Origin of the sequence: Streptomyces sp. NBC_00659 (assembly GCF_036226925.1) — a bacterium.
Taxonomy (GTDB): domain Bacteria; phylum Actinomycetota; class Actinomycetes; order Streptomycetales; family Streptomycetaceae; genus Streptomyces.
On sequence record NZ_CP109031.1, the window covers coordinates 7,481,094 to 7,500,990 of the forward strand.

At 72.2% G+C, this 19,897-nt stretch carries 15 protein-coding genes; 14 read left to right on the forward strand and 1 reads right to left on the reverse strand.

All coding sequences use genetic code 11. The annotated features are described in order from the left end of the window. Nucleotides 1-86 precede the first annotated feature (86 nt). The 3 genes from OG410_RS32695 (at nucleotide 87) to OG410_RS32705 (ending at nucleotide 3,550) form a co-directional block, all read left to right on the forward strand. Nucleotides 87-1,361 carry a sensor histidine kinase gene (locus OG410_RS32695; RefSeq protein ID WP_329302397.1) on the forward strand — a complete coding sequence of 425 codons (1,275 nt, stop codon included), beginning with the start codon at nucleotides 87-89 and terminating at the stop codon, nucleotides 1,359-1,361. Nucleotides 1,362-1,839: 478 nt separating this feature from the next. Next, nucleotides 1,840-3,015 carry a cytochrome P450 family protein gene (locus OG410_RS32700; protein ID WP_329302398.1) on the forward strand — a complete coding sequence of 392 codons (1,176 nt, stop codon included), beginning with the start codon at nucleotides 1,840-1,842 and terminating at the stop codon, nucleotides 3,013-3,015. Nucleotides 3,016-3,046: 31 nt separating this feature from the next. Continuing rightward, a complete protein-coding gene (locus tag OG410_RS32705) occupies nucleotides 3,047-3,550 on the forward strand; it encodes a hypothetical protein (protein ID WP_329302399.1) in 504 nt (167 codons plus the stop codon). A gap of 91 nt (nucleotides 3,551-3,641) precedes the next feature. On the opposite strand, the gene OG410_RS32710 is transcribed toward OG410_RS32705, so the two are convergent. Then, on the reverse strand, nucleotides 3,642-4,655 hold the full coding sequence (locus OG410_RS32710; RefSeq protein WP_329302400.1) for a Gfo/Idh/MocA family protein: 1,014 nt from the start codon (nucleotides 4,653-4,655) through the stop codon (nucleotides 3,642-3,644). Between the two features lie 128 nt (nucleotides 4,656-4,783). Between OG410_RS32710 and OG410_RS32715 the strand changes: the two genes are divergently transcribed. From OG410_RS32715 to OG410_RS32765, 11 genes are all read left to right on the forward strand, one after another. Further along, the gene (locus OG410_RS32715) at nucleotides 4,784-5,521 is read left to right on the forward strand and encodes a GntR family transcriptional regulator (RefSeq protein ID WP_329304314.1); all 738 of its coding nucleotides are present in this window, start codon (nucleotides 4,784-4,786) and stop codon (nucleotides 5,519-5,521) included. A gap of 210 nt (nucleotides 5,522-5,731) precedes the next feature. After that, nucleotides 5,732-6,736 (forward strand): sugar ABC transporter substrate-binding protein, encoded by a 1,005-nt coding sequence (locus tag OG410_RS32720; RefSeq protein ID WP_329302401.1) that lies wholly within the window; start codon nucleotides 5,732-5,734, stop codon nucleotides 6,734-6,736. Continuing rightward, on the forward strand, nucleotides 6,733-7,788 hold the full coding sequence (locus OG410_RS32725; protein WP_329302402.1) for an ABC transporter permease: 1,056 nt from the start codon (nucleotides 6,733-6,735) through the stop codon (nucleotides 7,786-7,788). Before OG410_RS32720 ends, OG410_RS32725 begins: the two co-directional genes overlap by 4 nt. Before the next feature lie 14 nt (nucleotides 7,789-7,802). Then, a complete protein-coding gene (locus OG410_RS32730; protein WP_329304315.1) occupies nucleotides 7,803-8,609 on the forward strand; it encodes an ATP-binding cassette domain-containing protein in 807 nt (268 codons plus the stop codon). Nucleotides 8,610-8,738: 129 nt separating this feature from the next. Beyond that, nucleotides 8,739-9,926 carry an ROK family glucokinase gene (locus OG410_RS32735; protein WP_328446601.1) on the forward strand — a complete coding sequence of 396 codons (1,188 nt, stop codon included), beginning with the start codon at nucleotides 8,739-8,741 and terminating at the stop codon, nucleotides 9,924-9,926. Further along, nucleotides 9,923-10,504 (forward strand): sugar kinase, encoded by a 582-nt coding sequence (locus OG410_RS32740; RefSeq protein ID WP_329302403.1) that lies wholly within the window; start codon nucleotides 9,923-9,925, stop codon nucleotides 10,502-10,504. Before OG410_RS32735 ends, OG410_RS32740 begins: the two co-directional genes overlap by 4 nt. A 152-nt stretch (nucleotides 10,505-10,656) precedes the next feature. Next, nucleotides 10,657-13,671 (forward strand): SNF2-related protein, encoded by a 3,015-nt coding sequence (locus OG410_RS32745; RefSeq protein ID WP_443063824.1) that lies wholly within the window; start codon nucleotides 10,657-10,659, stop codon nucleotides 13,669-13,671. Nucleotides 13,672-13,997: 326 nt separating this feature from the next. Beyond that, a complete protein-coding gene (locus OG410_RS32750; protein ID WP_443063923.1) occupies nucleotides 13,998-16,184 on the forward strand; it encodes an SWIM zinc finger family protein in 2,187 nt (728 codons plus the stop codon). Nucleotides 16,185-16,610: 426 nt separating this feature from the next. Continuing rightward, complete coding sequence (gene pcaDC / locus OG410_RS32755; RefSeq protein ID WP_329302406.1) at nucleotides 16,611-17,906, forward strand: bifunctional 3-oxoadipate enol-lactonase/4-carboxymuconolactone decarboxylase PcaDC; 1,296 nt, start codon at nucleotides 16,611-16,613, stop codon at nucleotides 17,904-17,906. 71 nt (nucleotides 17,907-17,977) lie between these two features. Further along, nucleotides 17,978-18,613 carry an MBL fold metallo-hydrolase gene (locus OG410_RS32760; protein ID WP_329302407.1) on the forward strand — a complete coding sequence of 212 codons (636 nt, stop codon included), beginning with the start codon at nucleotides 17,978-17,980 and terminating at the stop codon, nucleotides 18,611-18,613. Nucleotides 18,614-18,732: 119 nt separating this feature from the next. Further along, nucleotides 18,733-19,512, forward strand: coding sequence for an exodeoxyribonuclease III (locus OG410_RS32765; protein WP_329302408.1), 780 nt, complete (start codon nucleotides 18,733-18,735; stop codon nucleotides 19,510-19,512). Nucleotides 19,513-19,897 lie beyond the last annotated feature (385 nt).

Sequence of the window (19,897 nt, forward strand, 5' to 3'; positions counted from 1 at the left end):
ACGAAGGTCTGAAGCGTGCCGATTCCGGCCGCCGGAGAGGCTCGCGGAGAGGTGGCCGCGAGTTCGGCTGCGTAGATTTGTCGACCGTGAGTGGTGACAGTCCGACACCCGAGCCGCGTGACGTTCCAGCGCCGGTCCTGGCCGCCCGGCGCTGGCTGCTGCCGTCGGCCGTGGCCGCGGACCTCGACCCCGACGCCCGGCACGCCGGACCCTCCGGACGGCCCCGGCGCACCGTGCGCGACTGGGTCGTCGACTTCGGCTGCTTCCTGCTGGCCGTCGCCATCGGCCTCGCGGCCGCGAACACCCTCACCGACGACCCGAACGTCCCGCACGCGCTCGCCGTCGCCGACCAGCTCATCGGCGCGCTCGCCTGCGCGGCGGTCTGGCTGCGCCGGCGCTGGCCGCTGGGCCTGGCCGTCGCCATGATCCCCGTCGGCCTGGTCTCGAACACGGCGGGCGGCGCGGGACTCGTGGCCCTCTTCACCCTCGCCGTGCACCGGCCCTTCCGGTACGTGGCCTGGGTCGCGGGCGTCCAGCTCGTGCTGCTCCCGGCGTTCTTCTGGCTGCGGCCCGACCCCGAGTTGCCGTACCTCGCCGCCCTCGCCGTCACCGCGCTGCTCACCTCCGCCGTGGTCGGCTGGGGCATGGTCGTACGGTCCAAGCGCCAGCTCATGCTGAGTCTGCGGGACCGCGCGCGGCGGGCCGAGACCGAGGCGGCGCTGCGGGCCGAGCAGGCGCAGCGGCTCGCGCGCGAGGCGATCGCGCGCGAGATGCACGACGTGCTCGCGCACCGGCTCACGCTGCTGAGCGTGCACGCGGGAGCACTGGAATTCCGGCCCGACGCGCCGCGGGAGGAGGTCGCCCGGGCCGCGGGGGTGATCCGGGAGAGCGCGCACGAGGCTCTTCAGGACCTGCGCGAGATCATCGGGGTGCTGCGGGCCGGTGACTCCGACGAGGCGGGGCGGCCGCAGCCGACGCTGGCGGCGCTCGACGCGCTGGTCGCCGAGTCGCGCTCCGCCGGCGCGAAGATCGTCCTCGACAACCGGGTCGTCGACCCCGCCGCCGTGCCCGCGTCCGTGGGCCGCACCGCGTACCGCATCGCCCAGGAGGGACTGACGAACGCACGCAAGCACGCGCCGGGTGCGGAGGTCACGGTGACGGTACGGGGGTCCGCCGGTGCCGGGCTGACCGTGACCGTCGCCAACCCCGCGCCGCCGGGTCCGGTACCGAAGGTCCCGGGGTCCGGGCAGGGGCTGATCGGGCTGACGGAGCGGGCGACGCTGGCGGGAGGGCGGCTTGAGCACGGGGTACCGGGGGGTGGGGGGTTCCGGGTTCGGGCGTGGTTGCCGTGGGGGGTGTAGGTGGCTTGGGCCGGCGTTTGCCGTGCGGGTTCGCTGCGCTGGCGTCTGCGGTGTGGGTTGGGTGTGCTGCCCCTTGCGGTGCGGCTCCGGTGGGGGGTCGGGGCCGTGCCGGTACATCCGCCCGTCGCCGTTGGATCAGACGTGAGTTTTCCGGGGAGCCGCTGCTCGATCCGGGCGTAAGCGACGGGCATCCGATGTACCGGCACGGCCCCTCACGCCGGATCCCGGCTGCGGGTGTGCGGTGGCCTGGGCGCAGCCCCTCACGGGCGTGATTTTCAGCCCCTCCGGCGTTTGAGGAGCGGGGTCCGGGGCGGAGCCCCAGGTTTGGGTCGGGTAGGGGCGGAGGGGGCGAAGAGCCGGTTGCAGAGCCCGCTGGACCGGGGGTGGGGCGAGATCCGGCCGATCCGGCGTTCGAGGAGCGGGGGCGGGCACTGGCGAGGGCGCTCGTGCGTTGGGCGGGTCAACGGGAGGGAGAGTCGTGATCGATCTGGGGGAGTACGGAGCGCGGTTCACCGAGGATCCGCATCCGGTCTACGCCGAGTTACGCGCGCTCGGTCCTGTGCACCGGGTGCGGCTGCCGTCGCCGGACGCGACCCATGAGACGTGGCTCGTCGTGGGGTACGAGGAGGCGCGGGCCGCGCTCGCCGACCCGCGACTGGCCAAGAACCCGGACACGACGGGGTTCTTTTTCGCCGGAGAGGAACTGATCGGCCGGCACATGCTGTTCGCCGACCCGCCGCAGCACACCCGGCTCCGGACACTGATCGCGGGCGAGTTCACCGGCCGGCGGGTCGCGGCACTGCGCCCGCGGATCCAGGAGATCACCGACGAGCTGCTCGACGCGATGCTTCCCCGCGGGCGGGCCGACCTCGTCGAGTCCTTCGCCTATCCGCTCCCGCTGACGGTCATCTGCGAGCTGCTCGGGGTGCCGGAGCCGGACCGGGCGGCGTTCCGCGCGCTGTCCACGGAGACGGTGGCTCCCACCAGCGCCGAGAGCGAGCAGAAGGCTTTCGTCCAACTCGCGGACTATCTGGGCGATCTCATCGAGGACAAGCGGCGCGCGGGTCCCACCGACGACCTGCTCAGCGGTCTCATCCGCACCACCGCCGAGGACGGTGACCGGCTCTCCGCGCAGGAGTTGCGCGGTATGGCGTTCCTGCTCCTCGTGGCCGGACACGAGACGACGGTCAACCTGATCTCCGGCACCGTCCGGGCGCTGCTCGGCCATCCCGGTCAACTCGCCGCCCTGCGGGCCGACATGACGCTCCTCGACGGCACCATCGAAGAGACCCTGCGCCACGACGGACCGGTGGAGAACGCGACCTTCCGCTATGCCGCCGAGCCGCTCGACATCGGCGGCACGGCGATCGCGGCAGGGGAAGAGGTGATGATAGGCCTCACCGCGGCCGACCGTGACGCAGCGCGCTATCCGGCGCCCGACCGCTTCGACCTCCGGCGCGAGCCCCGCGGACATCTCGCCTTCGGTCACGGCATCCATTACTGTCTGGGCGCGCCGCTGGCCCGGCTCGAAGCCCATGTGGCTCTTCGCTCGCTGCTGGAGCGGTGCCCGGACCTGGCGCTCGACGGACCGCCGAGCGGCTGGCTGCCCGGCATGCTGATGCGAGGGGTGCGCCGTATGCCGGTGCGCTGGTGAGCGGCCCGGTGCCGTGGGAGGAGCGTTGCCCGTGCTGCGTACGGCGGAGATCACCGCGGAGCTGACCGGCCTTGAGAACACCCGCCATCAGCTCTACTGGCGTTCCCGGCTGGAGTTCACCCTCGACTGCTTCATCTGCGAGCGGACCGGGCGGACGACGGTGTTCGAGCGCGGCGCCGAGCAGGCCCAGTGCTCCGGCAGCCGCAGTGGATTCCAGAGCCACCGCACCGCGGGCAGGATCGCCGGGTTCGACACGACGAGCGGCGGGGACCGGCTCGCGGTCCGTGCCCTGGTCGACTTCTGGTGGGCGCCCTTCACCGACACCCGGGACGACCGGAAGGCCGCCGCGCCCACCAGTCACCCCTGGGTTCGGCTGCACCTCGCCTATCACTGCCCGGAGGCGAACGAGTCGGGGACCGGCAGCATCCAGACCAACCTGGTGCGGCCGTACCACCTGAGGTGCAAGCACTGCGACGGGCTGCTCGCGGTCGACCGCGAGACCCCGGCGGTCCGGCTCCTCGACGGCCAGCGATGACGCACTCACTCCCCGTTCTTGCCCGCCCCTCGCGGCGGAGGGAGAGAGCCGGGGGAAAGGGGTCCAGTGGGGGCGCGGTGTGCGCCCCGGCTCAGAGCCTGCCGCCCGGGATCTCCGCCGGGGAGACCGCGCGTCGCTCGCGCCGCGACAGTTCGCAGGCCTCGGCGATGCGCAGCGCCTCCAGTGCCTCGCGGCCGTCGCAGGGGTTGGCGCGCTCGCCGCGGACCACCTCCACGAACGCGGCGAGCTCCGCCTCGTACGCGGGGCCGAAGCGTTCCAGGAAGCCCGTCCACGGTTTGTCCGCGGGCGGCGGTCCGGCAGGTTCGGTCGAGGCGATCGGCGTACGGTCGTCCAGGCCGACGGCGATCTGGTCCAGCTCGCCGGAGAGCTCCATGCGGACGTCGTAGCCCGCGCCGTTCATGCGGGTGGCCGTCGCCGTCGCGAGCATGCCGTCGTCGAAGGTGAGGACGGCCGCCCCGGTGTCGATGTCGTTCGCCTCGCGGAACATCGAGGGCCCGGCGTCGGAGCCGGTCGCGTACACCTGGACGACCTCACGGCCGCTGACCCAGCGCAGCATGTCGAAGTCGTGGATCAGACAGTCGCGGTAGAGCCCTCCGGAGAGCGGGAGGTAGTCGGCCGGGGGCGGCGACTGGTCCGACGTCATCGCGCGTACGGTGTGTAGCCGGCCGAGCCGGCCCGAGCGCACCGCCTCGCGGGCGGCCGTGTAGCCCACGTCGAAGCGGCGCTGGAATCCCATCTGCAGAACCGTTCCGGCGGCATCCACCTCGGCGAGCGCGGACAGTGTCCCCGCCAGATCGAGGGCTATGGGCTTCTCGCAGAAGACCGGGAGCCCGGAGCGCGCCGCCCGGCCGATCAGTTCGGCGTGGGCCGAGGTGGCGGCCGTGATGACCACCGCGTCCACGCCCCAGGTGAAGATCTCGTTCACGGTGGGCGCCGCCGTCGCGCCCAGCCGGTCCGCCAGCCGCTGAGCCCGTGCGGGATCCGCGTCCGTGACGATGAGAGAGCCGCCGACCTCACGGTGGCGGCTGAGAGTGGCCGCATGAAATGTACCGATACGGCCCGCTCCGATGAGTCCGATGCGCATGGGAACAAACTGAGGGGCGACCCGTCACGCTGTCAATGGTTTGTCCGGACAATCGAACTTCACAACTTCCCGTCAACATCTCCCGGAGCTACGCTCGATCCGTGGCCAAACCAGTTGTGGATCCGACCGTGTCGCTCCAGCTCAGCGTCGACCGCACCAGTCCGGTCCCGCTGTACTTCCAGCTGTCGCAGCAGCTCGAGGCCGCCATCGAACACGGAGTCCTGACCCCGGGAAGCCTGCTCGGCAACGAGATCGAGCTCGCCGCGCGGCTCGGGCTGTCCCGCCCCACGGTCCGCCAGGCCATCCAGTCCCTCGTCGACAAGGGGCTCCTCGTGCGGCGCCGAGGCGTCGGCACCCAGGTCGTGCACAGCCAGGTCAAGCGCCCCCTGGAACTCAGCAGCCTCTACGACGACCTGGAGTCGGCCGGCCAGTGCCCCGCGACCCAGGTGGTCGTCAACACCGTCGAACCGGCGTCCACCGAGGTCGCGGCCGCCCTCGGGGTGACCGAGGGCAGCGAGGTCCACCGTGTCGAACGACTGCGTCTCGCGCACGGTGAGCCGATGGCGTACCTGTGCAACTTCCTGCCCCCCGAGCTGCTGGAACTCGACAACGAGCGCATGGAGGCCACCGGCCTGTACCGGCTGATGCGCGGCGCCGGCATCACCCTCCACAGCGCCCGCCAGTCCGTCGGCGCCCGCGCGGCCAGCGCGGACGAGGGCGAGCGGCTCGGCGAGCCGGCCGGGGCCCCCGTCCTCACCATGCAGCGCACCACCTTCGACGACACCGGCCGCGCCGTCGAGTTCGGCTCCCACATCTACCGCGCCTCGCGCTACTCCTTCGAGTTCCAGCTCCTCGTACGCCCCTGACCCGACGGTCCGTCTTCCGCGCGGCCGTCGAGCGTCGTCGAGGCCTGTCCTGCCGCGCGCGGGAGCCGTGATTTGGGCGGATGATCCCGATGATCGATACTTGGCCGTTTGGGCCGGTACGAAACCGGCCCTCAAGGGCCCGCGGGAGGGCCCCCGGGCCGGTCCTCACGGCCCGGCACACCAAGAGCACGGCAAGAAGGGCACGGCCTCGTGGCACGGACACGGACCTGGGTGGGCATCGCGCTGGCGGGGGCGCTGACAGCGTCCCTCGCGGGGTGCAGCAGCACCGGGGGGAAGCGAGCCGAGGATGCCCGCAAGGCGGCGGCGGCCCAGGGCAGGGCCGCGGTGAACACGCCCCGGTGGACCTTCGCGATGATCACCCACTCGGGAGACGGCGACACCTTCTGGGACATCGTCCAGAACGGCGCCAAGCAGGCCGCCGTCAAGGACAACATCAACTTCCTGTACTCGCACGACGACGAGGCCCAGCAGCAGGCGCAGCTCGTGGACGCCGCCGTCGACAAGAAGGTCGACGGCATCATCGTCACGCTGGCCAAGCCCGACGCCATGAAGGCCGCCGTCGCGCGCGCCCGCAAGGCCGGCATCCCGGTGATCACGGTGAACTCCGGCTCCGCGGAGTCCAAGGCCTTCGGCGCGCTCACCCACATCGGCCAGGACGAGACGATCGCCGGTGAGGCCGTCGGTGACGAGCTGAACAAGCGGGGCCGCAAGAAGGCCCTGTGCGTCCTGCACGAGCAGGGCAACGTCGGGCACGAGCAGCGCTGCGCGGGCATGAAGAAGACGTTCGACGGGACCGTGGAGAACCTCTACGTCACCGGCACCAACATGCCCGACGTCCAGTCCTCCATCGGCGCCAAGCTCCAGGCCGACACGTCGATCGACGCGGTCGTCACGCTCGGCGCGCCCTTCGCGGACACCGCGGTCAAGGCCAGGCAGGACGCGGGCAGCAAGGCCGAGGTCGACACCTTCGACCTGAACGCCAAGGTCGCCGCCGAGCTCAAGGACGGCACCCTCGGTTTCGCCGTCGACCAGCAGCCCTGGCTCCAGGGCTACGAGGCCGTGGACCTGCTCTGGCTCCACAGGTACAACGCCGACGTCCTCGGAGGCGGCAAGCCCGTCCTGACCGGACCGCAGATCATCACCAAGGACCAGGCCGCCGAGCTGCAGCGGTACGCGGACCGGGGGACCCGATGACCGCCACGGCACCCGCGCCGGCGCCCGGCCCCGAGACCGACGAGCGCCTCCTGAAGACCTCGCCGCTGCGCAAGCTGCTGAGCCGCCCCGAGCTGGGCTCCGTGGTCGGCGCCGTCGCGGTCTTCCTCTTCTTCGCGGTCTTCGCGGACAGCTTCGTACGGGCCGCGAGCCTCAGCACCGTCCTGTACTCGGCCTCGACCATCGGCATCATGGCCGTCCCGGTCGCGCTGCTGATGATCGGCGGCGAGTTCGACCTCTCCGCGGGCGTCATGGTGACCAGCTCCGCGCTGATCTCGTCGATGTTCAGCTACCAGATGACGGCGAACGTCTGGGTCGGTGTGGTCGTCTCGCTGTTCGCCACCCTCGCGATCGGCGTCTTCAACGGCGTCATGCTGACCCGTACCGACCCGCCGAGCTTCATCATCACGCTCGGCACCTTCCTGATGCTGACCGGCATGAACCTCGGCTTCACCAAGCTGATCAGCGGCACGGTCTCCACCAAGTCGATCTCCGACATGGAGGGCTTCTCCTCCGCCAAGGACGTCTTCGCCTCGACGATCACCATCGGCGGTGTCGACTTCAAGATCACCATCCTGTGGTGGCTGGTCCTGGTCGCCGTGGCCACCTGGATCCTGCTGCGCACCCGCGTCGGCAACTGGATCTACGCCGTCGGCGGCGGCGAGGAGGCGGCCCGCGCGGTCGGCGTCCCGGTAGGCAAGACCAAGATCGGCCTCTACATGGGCGTCGCCTTCGGCGCCTGGATCTCCGGCCAGCATCTGCTGTTCTCGTTCGACGTCGTGCAGTCCGGCGAGGGCGTCGGCAACGAACTGATCTACATCATCGCGGCCGTCATCGGCGGCTGTCTGATCACCGGCGGCTACGGCTCCGCGATCGGCGCCGCCGTGGGCGCGCTGATCTTCGGAATGGTCAGCAAGGGCATCGTCTTCGCCGAATGGAACCCGGACTGGTTCACGTTCTTCCTGGGCGTGATGCTGCTCCTCGCGACCCTGCTCAACCACTGGGTCCGCAAGCGCGCGGAGGCGACGAAGTGACGACGGAGAGCGACATGACCGGGGAACTCGCCGCCGTGGAGCGTCCGGCGCTCGTCGAGCTCGATGACGTCAGCAAGTACTACGGCAACATCCGCGCCCTCGAAGGTGTCTCGCTGGAGGTCCACGCGGGCGACATCACCTGTGTGCTCGGCGACAACGGCGCGGGCAAGTCCACCCTCATCAAGATCATCGCGGGTCGTCATCAGCACGACGGGGGCATCCTGCGCGTCGAGGGCGAGGAGACCCGGCTGTCGTCCCCGCGTCAGGCCCTGGACCGCGGTATCGCCACCGTCTACCAGGACCTCGCCGTCGTCCCGTTGATGCCGGTCTGGCGGAACTTCTTCCTCGGCTCCGAGCCCCGGAAGGGCTTCGGCCCGTTCAAGCACCTCGACGTCGACCACATGCGGCGCACGACCCACGCGGAACTCCTGCGGATGGGCATCGACCTGCGCGACGTCGACCAGCCGATCGGCACCCTCTCCGGAGGTGAGCGCCAGTGTGTGGCCATCGCCCGCGCCGTCCATTTCGGCGCCAAGGTCCTCGTGCTCGACGAGCCCACCGCCGCCCTTGGTGTGAAGCAGTCCGGTGTGGTCCTCAAATATGTGGCCGCCGCACGAGACGCCGGACTGGGTGTTGTGTTCATCACCCACAATCCGCATCACGCTTATCTCGTGGGTGATCGTTTCGTCCTGCTGAAGCGCGGCACCATGTCGGGCAGCTACGCCCGGGACGGGATCACGCTGGACGAGCTGACGCGCCAGATGGCGGGCGGAAGCGAGCTGGACGACCTGCGGCACGAGCTGGAGAACCGGGCCCTGTGACGGGCGCGGGACCGTGACCCGGCCGGCCGCGCGGGTCGGCCGGGACACGTCACAGACGACCCACACGTCACATGTGTCACCGCGCTTCCACGGTGCGGCCCCGGTGCGGCGTAAGGCAGAATCGGCGCGATGAGCACCTACCGCGACCTCGCGCTGCCCCGAGCTCTCGGCTCCGCTCGCGCGGGGGGCACCCCCATCGGCTCCGCGCGGGCCACCGTCCTGCGGACCGTGGGCACACGCGAGCGCCGTTCCCATCTGACGGCACCCCGCGTCCCCACCGTCGGCATCGACATCGGTGGCACGAAGGTGATGGCGGGTGTGGTGGACGCCGACGGCAACATCCTGGAGAAGGTCCGCGCCGAGACGCCGGACAAGTCCAAGAGCCCCAAGGTCGTCGAGGACACCATCGTCGAGCTGGTGCTGGACCTCTCCGACCGGCACGACGTGCACGCCGTCGGCATCGGCGCGGCCGGCTGGGTCGACGCCGAGCGCAGCCGCATCCTGTTCGCCCCCCACCTGTCCTGGCGCAACGAACCGCTGCGCGATCGCCTCGCCGGGCGGCTCGCGGTGCCGGTCCTGGTCGACAACGACGCCAACGCCGCCGCCTGGGCCGAGTGGCGCTTCGGCGCCGGACGCGGCGAGGACCACCTCGTGATGATCACGCTCGGCACCGGCATCGGGGGCGCGATCCTGGAGGACGGCCAGGTCAAGCGTGGCAAGTTCGGGGTCGCCGGAGAGTTCGGCCACATGCAGGTCGTGCCTGGCGGCCACCGCTGCCCGTGCGGCAACCGCGGCTGCTGGGAGCAGTACAGCTCCGGCAACGCACTCGTCCGCGAGGCCCGTGAACTCGCCGCGGCCGACTCCCCGGTGGCCTTCGGGATCATCGAGCACGTCAAGGGCAACATCGGGGACATCACCGGCCCGATGATCACCGAGCTGGCACGCGAGGGCGACGCCATGTGCGTCGAACTCCTCCAGGACATCGGTCAGTGGCTCGGCGTCGGCATCGCCAACCTGGCCGCCGCCCTGGACCCCTCCTGCTTCGTCATCGGCGGCGGCGTGAGCGCGGCCGACGACCTGCTGATCGGCCCCGCCCGCGACGCCTTCCGCAGGCACCTCACGGGCCGCGGCTACCGCCCCGAGGCACGGATCGCGCGCGCCCAGCTCGGCCCCGAGGCCGGCATGGTCGGGGCCGCCGACCTCGCGCGGCTCGTCGCCCGCCGGTTCCGGCGCGCCAAGCGGCGCCGAGTGGAGCGCTACGAACGGTACGAGCGCTACGCCGAGACCCGCCGCACGACGCAGCAGGAGTCCCGGTGACCGCCTCGCTCCCTCGTCAGGCGACATCCCCGGACGAGCCCCGGCGGCCGCCCGAGGACCCGCGCCACAAGTTCCGCCGCCGCGCGCTGACCCTGCTGATCATCGTGCTGCTCATCGGCGTCCCGGCCGGCTACCTGGTGATCTCCGCCGACCAGAGCCGCAACAGCGGCAAGGACAAGGAGGAGAAGTACTCGGCGACCGGCCTCACCTCGGGCTGGCCCTCGCGCGTCCAGCGCCGTCTCTACCAGGTGCCCATCCCCGGCAAATCGACCGACGTCGCGTACTACGAGACGAACAACTGGAAGACCAGCCGGCTGTACGTCCAGTTCGGCACCACCCAGGCGGGTCTCGACGCCTTCCTCAAGGGCGTCGGCACGAGCCGTTCCGCCCTGAAGAAGGACCACATCACCATCAGCGACCGCAATCAGAAGGTCGTCGGGTGGGACTTCACGGGCCCCGGCCCCTGGTGGGGACTCGTGCACAAGCAGAAGGACCCCGCACCCACCCAGGACATCGTCGTGAACGGTTCCCGGACGGACCATCCCATGGTGTACATCGTCTCGCGCACGATTCCGTAGCCCGTCCCGCTCACGATCCCGTACTTCGGTTCTGGCGCGGCCCGGTCCGGCCTGCCCGGACGGGTCCGACGCCGCCCGCCGCGGTCGTGGGAGCCGGTTGTCAGACCCCGCCCGTAGAGTCGAAGACAACTGATTCGACCGACGGGCGGGAGGTGACCGGGCGTATGCGGGACAGGGCGGAAGTGGTGACCGCGCGGGTGCCTTCCGCGGGCGCGCCTTCGGCATGGGCATCCTCCGTGTCCACGGCGGATCCCGGGCCGCGGGACCTCACGCGGCCGCCCGCCGACCAGCCGCCCCCCGCGCGGCTCGCCGCCGTCTTCCTGCCCGCGCCGCTGCCCCGCGAAGGACGCGTCGCGTTCTGGGACCCGCGGGGCGAACCCCTGCCCGCCGAGGACGACGGGGACGGCCCGCGGCCGGGGGAACACCCCGACGGAGCGACGTCGCCCGGCACGCGAACGTCCGCGCGCGAGCACACCGAACTGCGCGAGCACACCGAACTGACGGTCGTACGGCCGCACGGCACAGGCATCCGCAGGAGCACCGTCCCCGCCCTGATCCTCTCCCTCGGCGAAGCCCTGCCCGTGCTCGCGGGGGCGCGGCACGACCCCGGAGCCCATCCCGCCACCGTGTGCTGGGGCGCCGCCGCGCTGCACGCGCTGCGCCTCGTCGCCCGCGGCCGCCTGCTGCCCGGGCTCACCCCCGACGGCTTCGACGCCTGGCGCGCGGGTCCCCTGAACCCGGACGACATCGCCCACCTGCGGTCCGTCGCCGCGGCCCTCCCGTACGAGGGACACGCCGTCCCCCTGCCCGGCAGGGGACCGGTCCGGCTGCCCGAACCGGAAGCCCTGGTGCGGTCCTTCCTGGACGCGGTCGCCGACACCCTGCCCCGCACCCCCGCCGCGCCCTACACCTGCGGCAAACCCTTCGCGGCCCGCGAGCCGCAGCGGCTCACCGGCGCCCACGACTGGGCCGCCGAGGTCGCCGCCGGCATGGACGCGGGCGTACGGATCTCGCTGCGCCTGGACCTCTCCGCCCACCAGCTCTTCGACGACGGCGAGGGAGCGCGGCGCGCGGGCGCCGCCGTCGTCCAGGTGCACAGCCTCGCCGACCCCACCCTCGTCGTCGACGCGGCCGCCCTGTGGGCCGGGGACGCGGACACGGTGTTCGGACCCCGCGCCCGCGTCGACGCCGCCCTCGCCGTCCGTCGCGCCGCCCGGGTCTGGCCACCCCTCGACCGACTGTCCGAACAGGACGTGCCCGATGTGCTCGCCCTCTCCGAGGACGAGCTGTCGGACCTGCTCGGGGTCGTGGCGACCCGGCTCGGCGCCGCCGGTGTCGCCGTGCACTGGCCCCGGGACCTGGCGTACGACCTGAGCGCCGCCGCGGTGGTGCGTCCCGCGCCCGGTTCGGCGACCGACGGGACCGGATTCTTCGAGAGCGAGGAACTCCTCGAGTTCCGCTGGCAGTTGGCCCTCGGCGGAGATCCGCTCAGCGAGGCGGAGATGGACGCGCTGGCCGAGGCCCACCGGCCGGTCGTGCGACTGCGTGACCAGTGGGTCCTGGTCGACCCCGCCCTCGTCCGCAAGGCCCGCAAGCGTGAACTGGGCCTGCTCGACCCGGTGGACGCCCTGTCCGTCGCGCTCACCGGAACCGCGGAGGTCGACGGGGAGACCGTCGAGGCGGTCCCGGTCGGGGCCCTCGCCACCCTGCGCGACCGCCTCACGGCGGGCGTGACCCCCGTCGAGCCCCCGCCCGGCCTGGACGCCCGCCTGCGGGACTACCAACTCCGCGGGCTCGCCTGGCTGGACCTCATGACCTCCCTCGGCCTCGGCGGCTGCCTCGCCGACGACATGGGCCTCGGCAAGACCGTCACACTTATCGCGCTCCACCTGAAGCGGGCCCGCAGCGAACCGACGCTGGTGGTCTGCCCCGCGTCGCTCCTCGGCAACTGGCAGCGGGAGATCACCCGTTTCGCGCCCGGCGTCCCCGTGCGCCGGTTCCACGGCCCCGACCGCACCCTCGACGGTCTCGACGGCGGCTTCGTCCTCACCACGTACGGCACGATGCGTTCGGCCGCCACCCACCTCGCCGAACAGCGCTGGGGCATGGTCGTCGCGGACGAGGCGCAGCACGTCAAGAACCCGTACTCGGCGACGGCGAAGGCCCTGCGCACGATCCCGTCCCCCGCGCGCGTCGCGCTCACCGGCACACCCGTGGAGAACAACCTCTCCGAACTGTGGGCTCTGCTGGACTGGACGACCCCGGGTCTGCTCGGCCCCCTCAAGTCCTTCCGCGCCCGGCACGCGCGCGCCGTGGAGAACGGCGAGGACGAGGAGGCCGTGGCCCGGCTCGCCCGGCTGATCCGCCCGTTCCTGCTCCGCCGCAAGAAGTCCGACCCCGGCATCGTCCCCGAACTCCCGCCGAAGACGGAGACGGACCACCCCGTCCCGCTCACCCGCGAACAGGCCTCCCTGTACGAGGCGGTGGTCCGCGAGTCCCTGCTGGCGATCGAGACCACCGACGGCATCGCCCGCCGGGGACTGGTCCTCAAGCTGCTGACCTCCCTCAAACAGATCTGCGACCACCCGGCCCTGTTCCTGAAGGAGGACGCGCGGGCGGCCGCACAGGGGACCCCCTCCCGTTCGGGCAAACTGGCCCTGCTCGACGAGCTGTTGGACACCCTGCTCGCCGAGGACGGCTCGGCGATCGTCTTCACCCAGTACGTCGGCATGGCCCGCCTCATCACGGCCCATCTGACCGCCCGCGCCGTCCCGGTCGAACTCCTGCACGGCGGTACGCCGGTCGCCGACCGCGAACACATGGTGGACCGCTTCCAGAGCGGGGAGACCCCCGTCCTGGTGCTGTCGCTCAAGGCCGCCGGCACCGGTCTGAACCTCACCCGCGCCGGTCATGTCGTCCACTTCGACCGCTGGTGGAACCCCGCCGTCGAGGAGCAGGCCACCGACCGCGCCTACCGCATCGGCCAGACCCAGCCCGTCCAGGTGCACCGGCTCATCACCGAGGGCACGGTCGAGGACCGGATCGCCGAGATGCTCGAAGCGAAGCGGGCCCTCGCCGAAGCGATCCTCGGCTCCGGCGAGGCGTCCCTGACGGAGCTCACCGACCGCGAACTGTCGGACCTCGTCTCGCTCCGGAGGCCGTCATGAGCGGGACCGAGGCGGAGGAGCCCGGCGTGCCCGGGACCGAGGCCGGCGAACAGGCCGAGGGCGCCGGACCGGGACTGCCCCGTCCCGTCACCGGAGACCGCCCCGCCGACGAGGCCCGTCGGGCATTGCGCGCCGCACGGCTGGCCGCGGCGGCCGACGATCATGCGGGTGCGGGTGCGGGTGCGGGTGCGGGTGCGGGTGCGGGTGCGGGTGCGGGTGCGGGTGCGGGCCTGGGCACGGGTGCTGGTGCCGGTGCCGGTGCCGGTGTTGATCGTGAGGCAGCGGCTGGCACGGGGTCCGTGTCGTCCACGCCCTCCGATCTGCCGATGCCGTCTGCGCCATCTGTGCCGTCTGGGCCACCCGTGACGTCCACGGTGGTCCCTGCGGCCCAGGCGTCCGGGGTGCTCCCGAGGGCGTCCGCTCCGGGGGCGAGGCCGGGCGACGTGGCGCGCGAGGCTCTGCGAAGGGCGGCGGCCAACGACGCGGCGCTTCCGGCGTACGAGGATGCCGCCGAGGCCGGCCCGGGGAAGAGCTCCGACGGGACGCCGACAGGGCATCCGGCGTCCGGGGAGCCCGCCACGACCGGTCGTTCCGGTGCGCGGCCCCAGGGAGGCGCCCGCCCCGGCGACATCGCGCGTGAGGCGCTGCGTGCCGCACGGGACGAGGCGAGGCGGCTTCGGTCCGAGGGGACGGACGGCAGCGGGGAGGGAACCACCGACGGCAAGGGAGCCGGCCCGAGGCGTCGGCCGGACAGGACATCCGGCGCCGGTGCACGGGGGCGACACGATCCCGTGCGCTCCGTCTCCAGGGAACGGGCGTCCCAGGAGCGTGACCTTCGCGATCTGCTCGCGAACGCCTTCCGGCTGCCCCCGGACGTCACCGCCGACACCGGCGAGCAGCCGTCGGACCCCGCCCGGCCCGGACAGCCGTCCCACCCCGCCGACGGCACCGGCGAGGCGACGCGCGACCGGAACCCCGGCCGGTTCGCGCACCCCGTACACCCGGGCGACGCCGTGCGTCCCGAGCACCTCGCGGACGCCGTGCACGCCGCGAACCCCGCGCCCGAGAACGAGGCGCGGGCGGCCACCGAGCCCGTCACCGCAGGGTCTCCCGGCCGTGAGCCCTTCACCTCCGAGGTCCCCACCCCCGAGCTCTTCCCCGAGTCCTTCACCGAGCCCTTCGCGTCGTCGAACACCGGGGCGCGAGACCCGGAGCCGGCCGTCCCCGCCGAGCGGCGTCCTCGTTCCATGGCATCCCCGGGCCGTGACGGTGACATGCGCCGGACCTTCCCCGCCTTCGCCGCGCGGGCCCGGGAGGAGGGCGGCCGGTTCGCGGAGACATGGTGGGGCAACGAGTGGGTCACGGCGTTGGAGGAAGGGGCGCTCGACGCGGCACGGCTGGCGCGCGGGCGGACGTACGCCGGGCACGGCCACGTCGACGCCGTCACCGTCACACCGGGTCTGGTGCTCGCCTATGTGCACGGGAGCCGGCCGCGGCCGTACCGCGTCCAGGTCAGGGTGCGGACACTGACCGACGGCGACTGGGACCGTTTCCTCGACGCCGCCGCCGAGAGGCCCGGACACATCGCGGCGCTGCTCGACAAGGAGATGCCCAAGTCGCTCGCGGACTGCGGTGTCGAACTGCTTCCCGGCCCCGGCGAGCTCGAACCGCACTGCAGCTGCCCGGACTTCGGCCACCCCTGCAAGCACGCGGCCGCACTCTGCTACCAGACGGCGCGGCTGCTGGACCAGGACCCGTTCGTCCTGTTCCTGTTGCGCGGCCGCGGCGAGCGCGAGCTGCTCGACGCGCTGTCCCGGCGCAACGCCACCCGTGCGGCCCGCGCGGCCCAGGACCGGGAACCGGCACAGCCGGCCGGCGTACGCGCCCGTGACGCCCTCGCACGACGCGTGCTGCCGCCCCTGCCCGCTCCGCTGCCGCCGCCCGCGCATCCCGAGCAGCCGCCGGCCTACCCGGGCGTGCCGGGCGGCCCGGACGCCTTCGCGCTGGACCAGTTGGCCACGGACGCCGCCGCTCGCGCGTACGCGCTGCTGACCTCGGGCCGCGATCCGGTCGCGGAACTGACGCTCTGGCAGGACGCGGTGCGCATCGCGGCGGCCCGCCCCGGCTCGGGGCTCACGGCCGCCACCCGCGCCCTCTACTCATCACTAGCCTCCGCGACCGGCCGTACTTCGGTCGATCTGGCACGGGCGGTCGCCGCCTGGCGCCAGGGCGGATTCGAGGCGCTCGCCGTGCTCGAGGACCCCTGGGACCCCCCGGCGGGCCGGTTCGACCGGGCCCGGCCGCTGCTGATGGCCGCCGACTTCCCGGCCTTCCGCCCCTGGCGCAACCACCTCACCCACCCGCGCGGCCACGCCCAGCTCCGCCTCGGCCGCAACGGGCTGTGGTACGCCTACGAGTCCGAGCCGGGCCATGACGACTGGTGGCCCCGCGGCACCCCGGACCTCGACCCGGTCGGCGCCCTGACGGGCCTCGGCGCACCGGACGAGCTCTGACCCACACGAGACACCCCGGACCGGCGCGTCGGCCCCGACACCGGCCCGCACCGGCACTGGCATGGCCACCGGTCCCGGCACGACCACCGGACACCGGCCCCGGACACCGGCACCGGTCCCGTCCACCTGGACGGGCACCGGCCGCTCCGAGTCGTTCCTGTGCGTGCCGAGCGGTTTCTGGACGGTCCGTTCCCAGTCGTTGTCAGCCGTTTGCCAGCAGTCCCTGGCTGTTCCTTTCCGAAGTCGATTCGTTCATTCATGATCCGGTTCGGTCGGGTCCAGCCCCTTTCCGGCTTCTTTCCGGTCCAGTGGGCCCATCGACGGAGGTCCTGCCATGGTGTGTACACATGTGGCGGCCTGGTGGGGGCACCGTGGACGAACGGCCCCCATTTCCGTCCGAACGGGCCCGGAAGCTAGCGTGGGGCGGTGAGTGAGACGAAGACCCCTGCCCTCCAGTACCGCCTCGACGGCCCGGAAGATGCTCCGGTCCTCATACTCGGACCCTCGCTCGGCACCACCTGGCACATGTGGGACAGGCAGGTCCCGGAGCTCGCGAAGAGTTGGCGGATCTTCCGGTTCGATCTGCCGGGACACGGCGGAGCGCCCGCGTATCCGGCCGGATCGGTGGCCGAGCTCGCCGGGCGGCTGCTGGCCACCCTCGACCGGCTCGGCATCCAGCATTTCGGGTACGCGGGCTGCGCGTTCGGCGGGGCCATCGGGCTCGAACTGGCGCTGCGCCGCCCCGAGCGCGTGGCCTCCCTCGCGCTGATCGCGGCCTCGCCCCGTTTCGGTACGGCCGACGAGTTCCGTCAGCGTGGGGTGGTCGTGAGGTCGAACGGCCTGGACCCGATCGCCCGCACCGCGCCCGAACGCTGGTTCACGAGCGGTTTCGCGGCGGCCCAGCCCGCGATCACCGAGTGGGCCGTGCAGATGGTGCGCACCACCGACCCCGGCTGCTACATCGCGGCCTGTGAGGCGCTCGCCGCCTTCGACGTGCGGGGCGAACTGGGCATGGTGGGTGTTCCCACCCTCGTCCTGGCCGGCTCCGACGACCAGGTCACCGGGCCGGCGGAGGCGCGCACGCTGGTCGCCGGAATACCGGATGCCCGCCTCGCGGTCGTCCCCGGTGCCTCGCACCTGGTTCCCGTGGAGCAGCCCGCCGCCGTCACGGATCTGCTCGTACGGCACTTCTCCAGCGCCTGGCTGCCCGCCTTCGACTCGTCCACCGGACAGATGGCGGTCCCGGCCGCGCCGGCATACCCCGTGCAGGCGGCCCCGCCACCCGTCGGGCCCTTCGCCGAGATCGCCCCGGCCCCCGTCGAGCCCGAGCCCATGGGGTGGCAGGATCCCTACGACGTCGGGATCAAGGTGCGCCGCGAGGTGCTGGGGGACGCGCACGTGGACGGGGCGCTGGCCTCGGCGGACGAGTTCTCCGGGGACTTCCAGGAGTTCGTCACCCGGTACGCGTGGGGCGAGATCTGGGACCGGCCCGGACTCGACCGGCGTTCGCGCAGCTGTGTGACGCTGACCGCCCTGGTCGCGGGCGGCCATCTCGACGAGCTGGCCGTCCATACCCGCGCCGCCCTGCGCAACGGTCTCACCCCGGTGGAGATCAAGGAGGTGCTGCTCCAGACGGCTGTCTACTGCGGTGTGCCGGCGGCGAACAGCGCCTTCAAGGTGGCGCAGCAGGTCATCCGGGAGGAGACCACACCTCAGGAGTGATCTTGAGCCTGGTAGTGGGAGCACCCTTCTCGGCAGCCCTCCCCGGTGCCGAGAAGGGGGAGGATGGACCCATGAAGCTCACGAAGAAGTCGCATGCCTGCATTCGACTCGAGAAGGACGGGCGTGTGCTCGTCATCGACCCGGGGACCTTCACGGAGGAGGACGCGGCCGTCGGAGCGGACGCGATCCTGGTCACGCACGAGCACCTCGACCACTTCAACGAGGACCGCCTCCGGGCCGGCATGGAGGCCAACCCGGCGGCGGAGATCTGGACGCTCCGGTCGGTGGCGGAGCAGGTCTCCGCCGCCTTCCCCGGCCGGGTGCACACCGTCGGCCACGGCGACACGTTCACCGCCGCCGGGTTCGACGTCCAGGTGCACGGCGAACTGCACGCCGTGATCCACCCGGACATCCCGCGCATCACCAACGTCGGCTATCTCGTCGACGGCGGCCGCGTCTTCCACCCCGGGGACGCCCTGACCGTCCCCGACCAGCCGGTCGAGACGCTGATGCTCCCCGTGATGGCTCCATGGAACAAGATCTCCGAGGTCATCGAGTACGTCCGCGAGGTCAAGCCGCAACGCGCGTACGACATCCACGACGCCCTGCTCACGGACCTCGCCCGGCCGATCTACGACCACCAGATCGGCGCTCTCGGCGGCTCCGAGCATCTGCGGCTCACGCCGGGAGCGTCGGCGGAGATCTGAGCCGGCCGTGCGTGAACCCGTGCTGCTCCCGCCCCGCCCCGGCTGCGAAGGGGCGGGCGGAGTGTCGCGGAGTGTCTTCGGCGGACCCGTTGTCGTACCCGCCCGGTAGGTTGTGAGGCATGCGCATCGCCACCTGGAACGTGAACTCGATCACCGCCCGTCTCCCGAGGCTGCTGGCCTGGCTGGAGAGCAGCGGCACGGACGTGCTGTGCCTCCAGGAGGCCAAGGTCGCCGCCGAGCAGTTCCCGGTCGAACAACTGCGTGAGCTGGGATACGAGGCGGCCGTGCACGCCACGGGACGGTGGAACGGCGTGGCGGTGATCTCCCGAGTCGGCCTGGAGGACGTGGTCAGGGGCCTGCCCGGCGGTCCCGTGTACGAGGGCGTGGAGGAACCCCGGGCCGTCTCCGCGACCTGCGGCCCGGTCCGCGTCTGGTCGGTGTACGTGCCGAACGGCCGCGAGGTGGACCACGCTCACTACGCGTACAAACTCCAGTGGTTCGAGGCCCTGGGAGCGGCGGTGGCGGGCGACGCGGCGGGCGGCCGCCCCTTCGCGGTGCTGGGCGACTACAACGTGGCGCCCACGGACGACGACGTCTACGACGTGGCCGCGTTCGAGGGCCTGACCCATGTCACCCCGGCCGAGCGTGCCGCACTGGCCGCCCTGCGCGAGGAGGGCCTGACGGACGTGGTCCCGCGCCCGCTCAAGTACGAGCACCCGTACACGTACTGGGACTACCGCCAGCTCTGCTTCCCGAAGAACCGCGGCATGCGCATCGACCTCGTCTACGGCAACGAGGCGTTCTCGACGGCGGTCAAGGACGCCTACGTCGACCGCGAGGAGCGCAAGGGCAAGGGCGCCTCGGACCACGCGCCGGTCGTGGTGGACCTGGACGTCTAGGGCCTGTCGTTTGGATCATGCGGCGGGACGCGGGGCAGGGCACGCACTCCCCCAAGCTCTGCGAGCAGGGGGGACCCCCAGCGGCGTTGTCGTCGGTTGCCGACGCTCCGCGTCGTCGCCCTCCTCCGCCTTGCAGCTGCACGCACCCTGCCCCGCTCGGCCCAGCCGACAAGGCACCGCTCCTCGACGCCACCTGATCCAAACGACAGACCCTAGGCGGGCGCGTCCCGGCGGGTGACGGCCGAGCGGCCGGCACAGGCATTCGGCCTTGCGATTGCGGGCATCCTTCTCCATGGACGACTCGGGAAACCGGTGGAGACCCGAGGCGTGTTCCTCAGGGCGTCATGATTTGCCTGATTCCGTGATGAAATGCCGCGAGCTACAT